This is a genomic window from Neorhodopirellula pilleata (genome assembly GCF_007859915.1).
In the GTDB taxonomy this organism is placed as follows: domain Bacteria; phylum Planctomycetota; class Planctomycetia; order Pirellulales; family Pirellulaceae; genus Rhodopirellula; species Rhodopirellula pilleata.
Window position 1 is genome coordinate 337,230 of record NZ_SJPM01000007.1, and the last position, 14,744, is coordinate 351,973.

At 57.3% G+C, this 14,744-nt stretch carries 9 protein-coding genes; 4 read left to right on the plus strand and 5 right to left on the minus strand.

The window, feature by feature from the left end; all coding sequences use genetic code 11:
* Positions 1-347: 347 nt before the first annotated feature.
* Genes Pla100_RS17925 through Pla100_RS17935 form a run of 3 tightly spaced genes read right to left on the minus strand, consistent with a single transcriptional unit; the run spans position 348 to position 3,825 of the window.
* Positions 348-1,109: a formylmethanofuran dehydrogenase subunit C gene (locus tag Pla100_RS17925; protein WP_146579059.1), complete on the minus strand. Its 762-nt coding sequence runs from the start codon at positions 1,107-1,109 to the stop codon at positions 348-350.
* Positions 1,106-2,083 carry a formylmethanofuran--tetrahydromethanopterin N-formyltransferase gene (gene fhcD / locus Pla100_RS17930; RefSeq protein WP_231603173.1) on the minus strand — a complete coding sequence of 326 codons (978 nt, stop codon included), beginning with the start codon at positions 2,081-2,083 and terminating at the stop codon, positions 1,106-1,108. Before fhcD ends, Pla100_RS17925 begins: the two co-directional genes overlap by 4 nt.
* The gene (locus Pla100_RS17935) at positions 2,080-3,825 is read right to left on the minus strand and encodes a formylmethanofuran dehydrogenase subunit A (protein WP_146579060.1); all 1,746 of its coding nucleotides are present in this window, start codon (positions 3,823-3,825) and stop codon (positions 2,080-2,082) included. The genes fhcD and Pla100_RS17935 overlap by 4 nt, the downstream gene beginning before the upstream one ends.
* 232 nt (positions 3,826-4,057) lie before the next feature.
* Between Pla100_RS17935 and glmM the strand changes: the two genes are divergently transcribed.
* Entirely contained in the window at positions 4,058-5,398 is a 1,341-nt protein-coding gene (glmM, locus tag Pla100_RS17940; protein ID WP_146579061.1) for a phosphoglucosamine mutase, read from the plus strand.
* Between the two features lie 42 nt (positions 5,399-5,440).
* A complete protein-coding gene (locus tag Pla100_RS17945) occupies positions 5,441-7,384 on the plus strand; it encodes a sulfatase (RefSeq protein WP_146579062.1) in 1,944 nt (647 codons plus the stop codon).
* 519 nt (positions 7,385-7,903) lie between these two features.
* Here the strand turns inward: Pla100_RS17945 and Pla100_RS17950 are convergent.
* Together Pla100_RS17950 and Pla100_RS17955 are read right to left on the minus strand one after the other, a co-directional pair.
* Entirely contained in the window at positions 7,904-9,631 is a 1,728-nt protein-coding gene (locus Pla100_RS17950) for a hypothetical protein (protein WP_231603174.1), read from the minus strand.
* A 331-nt stretch (positions 9,632-9,962) separates the two neighbouring features.
* Positions 9,963-11,087, minus strand: coding sequence for a potassium channel protein (locus Pla100_RS17955; protein WP_231603175.1), 1,125 nt, complete (start codon positions 11,085-11,087; stop codon positions 9,963-9,965).
* Here Pla100_RS17955 and larC point away from each other — a divergent pair.
* Together larC and Pla100_RS17965 are read left to right on the plus strand one after the other, a co-directional pair.
* On the plus strand, positions 11,086-12,288 hold the full coding sequence (larC, locus tag Pla100_RS17960; protein WP_146579063.1) for a nickel pincer cofactor biosynthesis protein LarC: 1,203 nt from the start codon (positions 11,086-11,088) through the stop codon (positions 12,286-12,288). The two genes, Pla100_RS17955 and larC, sit on opposite strands and share 2 nt — an antisense overlap.
* A 432-nt stretch (positions 12,289-12,720) precedes the next feature.
* The gene (locus tag Pla100_RS17965) at positions 12,721-14,691 is read left to right on the plus strand and encodes a S46 family peptidase (protein WP_231603180.1); all 1,971 of its coding nucleotides are present in this window, start codon (positions 12,721-12,723) and stop codon (positions 14,689-14,691) included.
* The last annotated feature ends 53 nt before the right edge of the window (positions 14,692-14,744 follow it).

The following is a 14,744-nucleotide window of genomic DNA, read 5'->3' on the forward strand; positions in this document are numbered from 1 at the left end:
GCAAGAGAATCGTAACCCAACGCGTCAGTTTTGAAGTTGCACTTTTTTCGTAACCCGCTGCATAACGGCGTGTTGATTTAGTGCACGATTGGGCGTTTTCGTTTAACGGCAAGCCGCAGGCGCCTGCGTTTTCAAACTCTGTCGCCTGCGGCTTGCCGTTAAACGATTCAATCAACAGACCGTCACGCAGGCTGTTGATTTAATTAGCCGTACCGCGTTAGCGGCGGTTAACCGGACGCCAACCGGGGCTAACGCCCATCGGCTAATTGTGTCATTCGGGTTACGATTAAATCAACACGCCGTCACGCGTCGGGTTAGGAAATTAGGAAGTTATTTCCAAACAGTTCCTAAGATTGAATCTTGACCAACGACGATTGGTCCGTCATCCAAACCTCACCGATGCCGCCGATGCTGCGGTCGCCTCGGGACACCGACCAAGTTTGCTCTCGATCGATACCGATCAATTCGGCGAACGGGGTGGTTAATTCGATCGGTTCGGTGAATCGGGCGCTAGGCAATTCGATCGGTCGATGCAGAATCAACGTCCCGCGTCGCATGCCGTATGCGACCTGGGCTCCGACCGAACCGCCGACGCGGATCGTGCCGGCGACTTGCCACGACGCCACGCCGTCACCGACGTTGCCCGAAATGACTAGTTGGCCGCGTCGCATGCGGTGCCCGGCCAGATCACCCGCGTTGCCATTGATTCGCAAAACACCGCCATTCATTCCCACGCCCCGGGTACCCACCGTCGATCCGGCGGCGTCACCTGCGTCGCCGTGAACTTCGATCAAGCCGCCCGTCATGCAGGCACCGCAATGCCGACCAATATTTCCCTCGACGATAATCCGACCACGACGATGTTGATGTCCCAATCCATCGACGCGTGAGCAATCTCCTCGCATCAACAACACCGGCGATTCGTCGTGGCTAAGCGACTCGACCGAAACCGTCCATACGTCGCCGACGGAGATCTCGCGTTCAACACTTGGTAAACGCCACCGGCTGATTTCGTCCGCCGTTCGGGCCAACCAGTCTTCCAACTTGACGCCGATAAAGTCCATCGGTGGGACGCCGGATTGCTTGGCATCCAAGATGATCTTTTTCATTCCCGGGCACCTTTGATCACGTCATGAAGTCGAAAGTGGTGCCGGCCGAGCTTACCGCCGTAATTGCCCGCCGTCACACCCACCAGGCCTTCCGAACCGACAGCCTCGCAAGCCGCCTCAATTCCCAAACGCATCGCCGTCGCAATCGCTTGCGGCGTCATGCCGTCCAAGACGACTTCTAGTACTGCGGTGGTACCGGCGGGCAGTTGCGTATCGACAAGATTTCGTAGCGTCGGGCTGAACGCTTCGTTAGTCGACGCGAACAGGGCGGGATACTTCGAGCCGACCTTCGAACCGCTCCGCGTCGCACCGCCGGGAAACGGAGCGATCACACCGGGCAGTGGAGCGATCGCGGCCACGGCCGCGCGGCAGGCGACCGTCACGGCATCCATCGAACGCCCGAGCAGTAAGAAGTTTCCGCCGCCGATTCCGTCGATCCGACCGACGTCGTGTTCGCAAACGAACTCACCGTCCATCACCGGGATTCGCCAATAACGAACCGCTTGATCGATCCCGTCGCGGGTTTGGCGGATCACTTTGCTGATTTGTTTCCCGTCACCGAAATACCGCAACGACTTGCCGATCGGCACCCGCTTTTCATGCACGCGTCGGCCGCCGTAGATGCCCGCATAAAGCGCCGTGGTCGGACACGTCAACACGCACTGCCCGGCCCGCCGGGGAATTTGTTTTTCCAGTTCCGTGCCCGACACGGCGAAGGCAAGGATCGCCACGCCAGGACGCCCGTCGGGCGTTTCCTCAGGACTGAGTTTCCGTTCGACCGCGATTTCAACCCCGCAAGCGATCACGCTGGTTCCGAACCCGCACATCGCGGCGGCGGCTTCGTCGCACCATTGTCGATCAGCGGCGGTCAATACCAACCGGGTCGCTTTCATGTCGAACGCTTCGGCGAACGTGTCCATGATTGGCACTTCGGCGATCCTCATTGCCGCATTAATCGTCGTCTTATCGGTCATGATGATCGGCCTCCGTCGCTCGTCCCTGCGGGTTCGGTTCGCAAGCCGCAAGCGAGCAACCGACTGCCGATGACTTCAGGCATTTCATCCGCGTCGATTCGCAATCGCAGCAAGTCAAACGTGGACGTGCGGGAGTATCGATTTCGAAAATCGGCGAGCATCCGCCCGTCGATGTCGGTTTGCGTCAAATCCAGATCGACGGCTAAGGTTGCGTCGGTCTTGGCTGAGGAAGCATCGTCGACGGGCTTCCCGTTTCGGCGAATCAATCGTCCGGATTTGAAAACGAATCGAGGTTGCATGAACATCTTTTCGATATCGTTTTGAATCGGATAGATCACGACATCGGCGACGTTGCCTGGCGTCAACGATCCACGATCATGCAAACCCAGGATCTTTGCCGGCGCTGCACGAGTCATCATGGCAATGTCCTCGAGCGTGTATTGCCGATCGATGCCCGCCAACGAACTGCTCGCCGCCGCGTCGGGGTGGATTTCCGCTAGTGCCGTCTCTCGCATCGTGCGATCGGCCAACAATCCCAGCAGGTGCGGGTACGCGGTAAAAGGGCCGCCGTTGGGATGATCGGTGGTTAAGAACACGCGGGAGGGATCGTCGATCATCAGGAATAATTCCAAACCGATCGCCCATTGCAGCGAGTTCACAAACTCTGTTCGGCGATATCGAAACGGCACCACACCGCAACCGGCTTCGCATTCGATATCGAGCAAAACCGATTTGCGTGGTTTGGCGTGGTGGCTGTTTTCATACTGGTGCATCGAGTCGGCACTGATCGTGACGGTTTGCCCGAACATGATTTGGCCGACGTCGATCGTGACGTTGCGATTGATTCGCATCGCGTCGACCAATTGCGAGGCGGCGGATGAAAACTTGTACGGCCCCTCGGTACCGTAACAGTGGAACTGGGCATGGGTTAGATGGATCGGGTAACCGTCGGCGGCGTCGATCGTCGCGAGCGTCGAGGCAATGTTGCCCGGTACGCCGAGGTTGCTGCAGTGGACGTGTAAGGGATGAGCCAGACCAATTTCATAAACGGCGCGGCACAGCGTGCGGATGATCTTGGCGGGTGTGATGTTGTATTTCGGATGCGGTGTGTCGACGTCGAGTCGCCGTTGGTTGAACTTGAACGCGCTGATGCCGCCTGGATTGACGACTTTGACGGCAAGGCACCGCGTCGCCGTCACCATCCAGGCGACGTAGGCGTTGATGATCTCTTGCGGGGCGTCCTCGGAGATCATTTGCAACAGCACGTCATCGTTGCCCAGCAAACAATAACCGCCGGTGTCGATACCACGAACATCGGCCATCTCGGCGTGTGCCGAGCGGGCATTGCAGGGGATCACAGCGGGCTCGAGGCAAGTCGTGTAACCCATGTCGAGATACCGCGACGCAGTCACTCCCGCCGATGGCAGAAAACGCGAATCGGCGGGCAAGTCCCCCACGTCACTGCCGGCTTCTCGCCATGGCGGCATTTGGTCACGGAGCAGCATTCGCGCCAGCGTGATTTTTCCACCGCCGATGTGCGTGTGCAAATCAATGCCGCCCGCCATCGCGATGCAACCACTCGCGTCAAACTCCACGTCGGCCGAGAGAGCCTCGCCGGAAACGCTTGGCCGTTCGATCAGCCGGTCGTCGCGAATCCAAACGTCGCCGATCCCCCCATCACTGGCACGCGAATCAATCGCCAGGGGATCAATGGATCGAGCACCATGAATGCGAGTCAGCATTAGCCCAAAGAGAAGGAAACGGAATTCGGTCGACCGTCGGTCGTGGCAGCCGCGGGTTCGCCTGCGCTGGAGAGTATCCCATATTTGCCAAGCCAAGCGTAGACCACCCCGAGCGTATCGCATCGCAGTAAACGTAGTCGGCTTGTCAAATGCAACGAGATGGTTGAACCTGTCCGTTTTCCCGATAAATGACAGCCGATTCGGGTTGGTGTGCGTTCCCACAGGTATTTTGATGAGCGAATTGATTATCAGCGTCAGTGGTCTGCGAGGCATTGTCGGCGAGACGTTGACGCCGGACGTCGCGGTCCGGTTCGTGGCCAGTTTTGCCGCGTCCATGCCGCCGGGAAAAATGGTCGTCGGCCGCGACGGACGGACGACCGGCCCGATGCTGCGAAACGCGATCATCGCCGGACTCAATGCTTGCGGTCGTGATTGCATCGACGCGGACGTCGCCGCCACACCCACGATTGGAGTCTTGGTGCGCGAACTGAGGGCCGCCGGCGGGGTCCAGATCTCCGCCAGCCACAACCCACCACCTTACAACGGGATCAAGCTATTCGGTGGCGATGGTCGGGTGCTCGACGCGGTCTCGGGTGGCAAAATTCGGGACGGATTTTTGGGCGGAAATACCGCTTGGTGCGACTTCGATTCGATCGGACAAATCGAACGACCGGCCGATCCGCACGCCGCCCACTTGGCCAAAGTTTTGCAGACGGTGGACGTCGATGCGATTAAAAAACAAAAATACAAAGTATTGCTCGACAGCAATCACGGAGCCGGCGGCCTGTTGGGCGTTCGTTTGCTCGAGGCCCTCGGGTGCCAGGTCACCGCGATGGGGGCGGAGCCGACCGGGCGGTTCGCGCATGTCCCCGAACCGACCGCCGAAAACCTCACGGGCGTCGCCTCGATGCTCGGTACCAGTGGGTGCGCCGTGGGGTTTTGCCAAGACCCTGACGCGGATCGATTGGCATTGATCGATGAAACGGGACGGTACATCGGCGAGGAAGCCACACTGGCGTTGTGCGTCCGACGAGCGATGGAGGTCGGACGCACCGACGGACCGATCGTGATCAACGGCGCGACCAGTTCGATGAGTGCTTTGGTGGCCAAGTCGCACGGCGTGGAAACATTCCGAAGCGCCGTCGGGGAAGCCAACGTGGCCGATATGATGATCGCCAAGTCGGCTGCCTACGGTGGCGAAGGCAACGGCGGTCCGATCGACCCGCTCGTCGGTTATGTCCGCGACAGCTTTGTCGGCATGGCTCAAGTGCTGGACTTGATGACGCGAACCGGACTGAAACTCAGCGAACTGGCCGATGAATTACCCGTTCAGCACATTCACAAGGACAAGGCCAGCGTTTCGGCAGACCGTTTGCCAGCGTTATTTGAAAAAATGAAGTCGCATTTTGCCGACGCGACCGCCGAATCAGGGGACGGGTTACGACTACAATGGGACGACGCCTGGTTGCTCGTCCGCGGCAGCAACACCGAGCCGATCATTCGCTTGATCGCCGAAGCCGAATCAGCCGATCAGGCCAAATCGTTGTGCGATCAAGCGAGAGCTTTGTTGTAGCTCGGACTGCCGTTGAACCTCATTGTCCCCGGATCGTTCTTCATGCCCGCTCGAAACTTCGCTGTCGTTTTCACGCTGTTCCTCTTGAACCTTGGCGGGATCAGTTCGGCCGCAGAGGCCAAGTCTTCGTCCCGATCAAGCGGTCCGCTCAACGTGGTGTTCATCCTCGCGGACGATTTGGGTTGGAGCGACACGACGCTCTACGGCACAACCAAGTTCTATCGCACGCCCAACTTGGAACGACTCGCCGCCCGGGGCGTTACGTTCAACCGTGCGTATGCGAACAGCCCGTTGTGTTCGCCGACGCGGGCGAGCATCCTGACCGGGCAAACGCCCGCCCGCCATGGATCGACGGCGCCGCAACACCACACCGGCGAAGTAAGACTCAAGGCGAGCGTCGGCCCAGGCGCACCGGCTGGTAACAAGGCAATCGAGACGCAGTCGGTCACTCGGCTCGACACGCAACTGCCCACGCTCGGCAAGTTGATCCACACAGCCGGTTACAAAACGGGACATTTCGGCAAGTGGCACTTGGGACCCGAACCGTACAGCCCGATTCAACAGGGATTCGACGTGGACGTGCCGCATCATCCCGGCCCAGGGCCGGCGGGAAGTTTTGTAGCCCCATGGAAGTTCGCCAATTTCAACGCCAACTATCCCGGCGAACACCTCGAAGACCGCATGGCCGAGGAAGCCACCTCGTGGATGAAAAGCGTCGCCGACGAACCGTTCTTCATGAACTATTGGCAGTTCTCCGTTCATGCCCCTTTTGATGCCAAGGCAAGCTTGATCGAACGGTATCGCGGACTCGTCGACCCCAATGATCCGCAACGCAGCCCCACGTACGCGGCGATGGTTCATTCGTTTGACGATGCGATCGGCACGCTGCTCGACGCGATCGATAACGCAGGAATCGCCGATCAAACCGTGATCATCTTGACGAGTGACAATGGCGGCAACATGTACAACGAAGTCGATGGCACGACACCGACGAGCAACTCGCCGCTGCGTGGCGGCAAGGCGAGTATGTTCGAAGGCGGCATTCGTGTTCCCTGTGTGGTGGTTTGGCCGGGTCTGACAACCGCCGGAACTCGAAGCGACGAAATCATCCAGACATCGGACTTCTATCCGACCCTTTTGAATCAACTCGGCATCGCGATTCCCGATGATCACCCCGTCGACGGAACCGACATAACGGCCGCGCTTCAAGGCGGTAAGCTCGACCGCGAAGCGATCTTCACGTTCTTTCCTCACTCGCCGCCGGTCCCGGACTGGCTGCCGCCGTCGATGTCGGTTCATCAGGGTGACTACAAGTTGATTCGCCAGTTTTACCAAGGCGAGAACGGACAGCACGACTACTTGCTCTTCAACTTGGCCGAAGACATCGGCGAGACGAACAATCTCGCCGAACAAATGCCCGAGAAAGTCAAGCAACTCGACACGCTCATCGACCAACACATCGCCGAAACCAACGCGGTGATCCCCGTTCCCAACCCTCAGTTTGATCCGACCAAGTATCGCCCCGAGCAAATCGGTGTGGGCAAGATCCGCAACGAATCGGCCGCCCCAAAACCTCGGAAATTGGGAAAACCTGTCGCGGGATGGCAAGCGGGAGGCACGAACAAAGTGCAGCAAGCCGATAAAGCTTTGGTGATCCGCAGCACCGGCAATGATCCCTACATCATCGCTCATCACCCCGGAACGTTCACAGGCGGACCGTTCACCATACGATTGAAAATGAAGTCGGACTCATCCGGATATGGGCAAGTGTTCTACAATCAACCCTTTTCCGCCGAGCAGTCGATTCAATTCGAAGTCGATCACGACGGACAGTGGCATGAGTACGCGTTAAAGGTTCCCGTCGAAACGATCAACGCCTTGCGACTCGACCCGACTCGAGAAACGGGGACGATCGAGGTGCAAAGCATCCGCGTCGAGAACGCCCGATCCGACATCTTGCGATCATGGGATTTTGCCAAAGATTGAGCGTGGCCCGTTCGAACCGAATTGCGTCATGCGCCTCGATCCTGAACTGTCAAAACGTTGGTGTTGCGGCGATTCACGATAGCGGAGGTTTTAATCTCCGATATCCTGGCTCCCCTCGCCACGCTTCGGGAGACTGCTAAATTAATTAGCCGTTTTGGGGTTAGCGGCGTGTTGATTTAATCGTAAACCGAAGCGTCAGCGAGGGATGAGTCAATATCAATGATCCCTCGCTCACGCGTTTTGAAGTTGCGATTTTGCCTGTGGCATTGGTTTTTCGTAACCCGAAGCGTCAGCGAGGGATGAGTCAATATCGATGATCCCTCGCTGACGCTTCGGGTTACGATTAAACCGACAACCCGCTAACGCCCAAACGGCTGATCTTCAATCGGTGTTCTTGATTAAATCAACAGTCTCTTCGGAGCGGGCTGGGGGAGAGCGGCATCTGCTGCTGAAAACAAAGCAAGTTAACAGCATGTTCGGCCCCCTCACCCCGTCCCGACGTCCGGTTCGGAAGACGGCTTAGAAGTTACCTTCTTGCATCTTCTTTTGTTGGGCTTGGCGATAGGCTGCACCGATCGCTCGCAACATGCCGTCGCGAATCACGATACGAGTGCTTTGGCCGTTATCGATCGCGGAGCTGAGCACTCGCAGGGTGCCTGCGTCGCTGGCCCGTGATAACGAATCGATCATCGTCAAGATCGCGTCATTGGACTCGATCGATTGAGCGAACTGCAGGATCGGCATCATGTTCAACTCGAACTGAGCCAAATGTTTCGCCGTCGGCTGGTTATCACCTGCGGCCGAGTCGATCATTTCCATCATCAGCGGAACACTGGCGTCGCCGAGAGCCGCGTATAACGATTTTTCACCGGTACCGAGGTGCACTCGCACGGTCTCGCCAAAGACCTTACGTAGTTCATCGGCATCGGCGGGAATGTCGGCTTCGATCAAGTGCAACACGACGCCCTTGTAAGTATCGCGATCGAATTCAAAACGTGGTGCGTCGCCGCGACCTTCGAGCTTGTTGGCAATGTCCTTGACGATCGAGGCCGCTTCGGCACCGTCGGCGACGTAGGTTCCCAAGGCGAATTGCATGACGTTCGCATCGGTCAATAAAACGGCTCCCATGTCCACCTTGCCGTCCTCGTAGGACTTGAGCGTTAGATCGGTGATCCGTTTGATCATGTCGGTCGCGTCTTCGACGTCCGCTTCGCTCAGTTCGTCGATTTGTCCAAGAGCGGAACCTGCCATCTTGAGTGCGTTTTCGATTCCCGCCTTGGCTTGCTTGAGCGTTTCGGGACTGATCGAGCTGGCCGCGTGCAAATAACCGGCCGCGTCATCGCGGATGACCATCGAATAAGACGATGGGATCGGCTTTTGGCCTTGGTAGACCGTCGCCAGTTCGGTGCCGGGGACGGCCGTGAACGAAGCGTCCAGCACGATTTCACGATTGGACCCGTCGATGTTCAATCCGATCATCAGATCGTCAGTTTGGCTGACGACCTGTTCGAGTTGATCCATCGACTGCTCGGCCATCTGGCGAGCTTGATCGGCATCGGGACCACCTTGTTGTTGCATCGCTTGGTTGAAACCTTGGCGAAGCTGTCCGATCAGGGCGTCACGAACTTGAGCGGGAATCTGTTGCAAGTCCAAACGGATTGCCAGATCGTAATCGGTTCCCATCGCCGAGATGATCGCCGTCGGATCGGCCGGAGCTTGGTCGAGGACGTTGCGATTGCGAGCCACGATCGCCCAATTGCCGACTTGGCGGATGAAGACGACGTTGGCACCGACGTTGATCACCAACGTGCCATCATCGAGTTCATCGACGGGGCCGGTTTGGGCTTCGAGTTGTTTGAGAACCTGCTTGACGTCGCTGGTCGGCAGCATCGCGATCGGCTCGGGAGCCCCATCGACCAACGGCACAAGGACGCCGACGGGCAAGTCACGGTCGATGCCGCGGGCGAACATTCCCGACATGATCTCGAACGTGCCCCCGAACTGAGGAACGCCGAAGGCGTCGGTGATGTAGTTGATGTCTTGGGTCAGTTGGTTGAGGCTGCCCAAAGTCACGATCACGACCGGCTCGGTCGTTTGATCCGCAGGTTGCGAATCGCTCGGAACCGGCGCTAATTTCTCTTGGGCATGGCCGACGGCACCGCCGAGGGATGTCAGCGTCAAGGTCGCCGCGAGCGTGAACATCGTAAAGCGGCGCAAAGGGGTAATATGGGTAAGCAAACGTCTCACAGGAAACTTCCTTCGTTGAGTGGACAGGTGGTGGAACAGGCGGGCAATATAGGACTTACCCGTGACAGGGCAATTTGGTTTCAAAAAAATGGCAGGCTCGATGAAATCGCTCGCACGCAGGCATGTTGATTTAGTCCTTGGCATGTTGATTTAGTCCTTGGCATGTTGATTTAGTCCTTATTGAAACCCGATGCGTCAGCGAGGGATAACTATAAAGAGAGTTAATAGCGTTCAATCCCTCGCTCACGCATCGGGTTACGATTAAATCAGTGTCGGGTTACGATCAAATCAATAGCCCGCTAAAGCCAAAACGGCCAACCCGATGCGTTGATCATTCAGGTTCGTTTTCGTGACCAACCTCCCCGCTTTCGACCGTTTCGGCAATTTCGCGCTCCAAACGGGCGATCATCAATCGAATCAGCCTTGCTTCACGCTGCGTCGCGGTCAACTCCACTCGCAATCGAGCCAAACGTTTTTCGGGGGTGGTGTGAATCAACCGTGCCGACACGTCCAGCAAAACGAGTGCCCGAAATGCTTTGAGCACCGTGCCCCGCAGGCGATAGGCGCGAGCCAGCTTGGTTAATTGTGGGATCTTGGCTAGTTTTGCCAAACGCGAGCCGCGAACCGCTTGCATCGAACGCAGGAACGAGAAAAAAGGCAAGGCGATGATCGCCAAATCGACCCAGTTCTTGCGAAGGTAATCGAGCTTCTTTTCGGCGATCGAAGCCATCAGGATGAACTCGGCGGCGAACGCGAACCAGATCACGCCGGTGCCGACGTGAAGCGCCAATCGCAGCGACGCATATTTGGCGACTTGGTCCTTCAGCAAGAACTCGACCAACAATACCGGTAGGATCAACAACGCGATCCCGATCATCGGGATGCTGAAATGTTGCTCCAAACGTCGTCGCAATCGCCGGTCCGGCCGCCGCCACGACATTCCAGGCAACCACAATCGCCCGTTCATCTCAACACTCCGAGCACACATGCGCAGCGACGGAGACAGGCAAAAAAGTACGCCGAAGAAATGAAACCAACGCATCGCCCAAGTTTTGGGCCGGATGATCCAGTGGTATGCGGTTTCGGCAATCACGATCGGCCAGATCACGAACATCGTCGCCAAGGCGAACCGTTCGAGTGTTCGTTCTCCGGACGTGCTCGGCCCCATCACGAGGACTTCGCCACCACTGGCCGTGACGGCTGTCAAAGGCCGATCGCTCAACTCGGATTCTTGAGCGACTGTGTCGGCGACTTCCATCGTTTTTTCGCGAAGCGAAGGGACATCGACCCACAAAACGATCAAAACGGCTTGGCAAACCAAAAAAATAACCGACAGGGCGAACAGTACCGGCGCGGTCAACCGGGCGATTCGAACGTGAATCGATTCGCGATCCGGTTTTTCCGAATCGATCCCGCCCTTGGTCTGGACGCTCCGGTTTGCTGTACTATCGGCCATGAAAACTCATCTTCACTTTGAATGCCTCAGCGGCATTAGCGGCGACATGACCCTGGCGGCTCTGATTGATCTCGGGGTCGACGCGGATTTCATTCAATCGGGCTTGGATTCGCTTAATGTCCCCGATTTGAAGTTGGTCGTCGATGACGTCAAGAAATGCGGGTTCCGGTCGAAGTTCATCGTGGTCAAGCATCCCGAACAAAAAGCCCACCGGCATTTGCATCATATCGACGCGATGATCGACGCCGCCGACGCGATCACCGACACGGCTAAACGGCTCGCCAAAGCGATTTTCTTGTGCATCGGCGAGGCGGAAGCGAAAGTGCATGGGTGCGATTTGAAAAAAGTGCATTTTCATGAAGTCGGCGCTTTGGACTCGATCGCCGACATCGTCGGGGTGGCCATCGCGATCGATTCGCTCGGCGTCGACAGCGTCACGTCGTCTTGGATTCCCACCGGAACAGGCTCGATCACGATCGACCACGGGCGCGTCGCCGTCCCCGCCCCCGCGACGGCCGAGATTCTAATCGGTGTTCCGGTCGCCGATTGCTCGATCGAATCGGAACTGACCACACCGACCGGTGCTGCGATCATCAAAACGCTCGCCCGATCGTTCGGCCCCGCCCCGGCGATGATCCCACACCGCGTCGGCTATGGTGCCGGTTCGAGGGATCTGCCAGGACAAGCGAACGTGTTGCGGGTCGTAATGGGTGAACTGCTGTCGACCGATGGTGGTCACGGATCATCGCACCAACGGATCGAATCCGATCGCGTCGTTTTGTTGGAAACGAACATCGACGATGCGACCGCCGAACAACTCGCCGAAGTCGCCGAACGTTTAATCAATGCCGGTGCGCTCGACGTTTGGCAAACGCCGTGTGTGATGAAGAAAGGGCGTTTGGCATCGGTCGTGTCGGTGTTGTGCAACGATTCGCAAACCTCGACGTTGCAAAATCTATTGTTCACTCACACATCGACGATCGGCATCCGACACCATTCGCTCGACCGCGTTAAATTGATCCGTCGCCACGTCGAGGTCACCACCCCACACGGTGTCGCCCGTGGGAAAGTCGTCACGCTACCTGATGGTTCGCAGCGGTTTGCGATCGAAGACGACGAAGCGAAACGTTTGGCCACGTCGGCCGGCGTGACGTCGACGCAGATCCGCGAGCAAGCCGTGCAGGCGTGGCGGGCGAAGTAGTGGTGGAAGCGCCCGTCAAAAGTCCAAATGAGTTAAATTCGGATTCAATAGTAACCCGCAGCGTGAGCAAGGGATGACCATGAATCCCTCGCTCACGCTGCGGGTTAGCATCGCGGGAACATTAAGTGGTGGCGACTTTCAGTCGCCAAACCCTGAAACGTCGACTGAAAGTCGACGCCACGTTAAGAATCCAGCACTTATTGTTCACGCGATGCTTACTATTGTCGGTACCGTCATGGCGCAAAGAATGCACCAACAATAACTCAACCCAACTACCGTAGCCAAAGTCGCCAAGACTTTCGATCTCCCCTCAACCCGGGCCTCAACATGCCGAGCTTTCCACGACTCCGCCGTGTCTCAATCTGTGTCTTGACCGCTTTCCTCACCTGCTGGGTTCATCCATTGCCGACGTTCACCCATGCCGATGAAGGCATGTATCTGTTTAACGAACTGCCCACCGCGTTACTGCAACAACGCTATCAATTCACGCCAACGCAGTCCTGGGCCGATGAGTTGCGACTCGCTTCGGTACGATTCAACTCAGGAGGTTCCGGCTCGTTCGTTTCTTCCAACGGCTTGGTGCTAACGAACCATCACGTGGCCAGCGATACGCTGCAGAAACTCAGCACGCCGGAACGGAACCTGATCGATGACGGCTTCCTCGCCCGCTCGTTCGATGAAGAACTCAAGGCACCGGATTTGGAACTGAATGTTTTGATTTCGATCGAAGATGTCACTGAGCGTGTTCAAGTGGCGGTGACCGTGACCGACCCGGAATCGGCGGGCAAACAACGACAAGCCGCCATCACCCGCATTGAAAAAGAATCCACTGACGCGACCGGCCTGCGCTCCGACGTGGTGACGTTGTTCGGCGGTGCCCGATATCACCTTTATCGTTACAAAAAGTACACCGACGTGCGACTGGTGTGGGCACCGGAGACCGCGTCCGCATTTTTTGGAGGCGATGCCGATAACTTTGAATACCCGCGATACAACCTCGACGCGACACTCATGCGGGTTTATGAGAACGATCAACCGGCGACGCTGCCGAACTTCTTAAAGTGGAGCGAGACGCCAGCCACCGCCGGCGACTTGGTATTCGTTAGCGGTCACCCGGGTCGAACGCAGCGAATCTTCACCGTCGAGGCGTTGGAGTACTTACGAGACGTGCGGTTGCCGTTCGTGCTGGATTACTTGCGACGCAAAGAAATCTTGTATCAACAGTATCGCCTCGAAGGCAACGAGGCGGCACGTCGTGGTCGAGACGAATTATTCGGAATTCAAAACGCACGAAAAGCTTACACGGGTATGCTCGCCGGCTTGCAAGATCCTCAAACGATCGCCGCCAAACGCGGCCGTCAAGATCGTTTGAAGGCGGCCGTTGCTCGGTCGCCCGAACTGGCACCCTACGCGTCCGCATTCAACGAGATCGCTCAAATTCAAAAAGAGAAGGCAGCCCTTTTGGGCGACTCGGTAAAGCTCCGCAGTGATCTGTTTGAACTTTCATTGGCCATCCTGCTGATGACCCAAGAAGACCAAAAACCGAATCTGCAACGTTTACCCGAGTACACCGAATCGGGGCGGGACTCGTTGCTCGCCCGGTTGCTCAGCCCCGCGCCGTTGTACGACGATTTGCAGTTGACCAAGTTAACCGATGAGATCGCGTTGTTGGCCGAACGTCGCGGTGCCGACCACCCGCTCGTCAGTGAAATTTTAGCCGGCCGTTCCCCGCGAGAAGTCGCCGCCGAACTGGTCGACAAGACGGACATGGACGTCGTCGAATTTCGCAAACGCTTGATCGACGGCGGATATAGCGCCGTGTTGGCAAGTGATGATCCGATGATCCAGTTGGCACGAACCATCGAGCCTACCTACCGCGAAATTCGCAAGATCGAAGACCGATTGGACGAACGCGAGAAACAAGCGTACGCCAAGATCGCCAAGATCATCACCGCCGTCGAAGGCACGACGGGTTATCCCGATGCAACGTTCACGTTGCGTTTGGCATTCGGAACCGTCCAAGGGTATGAAGAGAACGGTCGATTCGTCGACCCCACCACCACGTTCGGCGGTGCGTTCGAACATGCCGCTTTGCATGCCGGCCAGGCAGATTTTGATTTGCCCGAATCTTGGATGAACGCGAAGGATCAACTCGATCTTTCGACGCAGCTCAACTTCGTCTCGACGGCCGATATCATCGGTGGCAACAGTGGCTCGCCGGTGGTCGACCGAACGGGCAAGTTAGTCGGATTGATCTTCGATGGTAACATCCAAAGCCTCACAAGCGACTACCTTTACAGTGACCAACAAAGCCGCGCTGTCAGCGTCGCGGGCGTGGCTATCCGTGAAGCGATCAAAACGATTTACAACGCGCCCGAATTGGCCAGCCAGCTAGGAAAGTAATCACGACGCCTTCGTCACCAAGTCAACGATTGCGAGAGGTCTGACACCTCCAA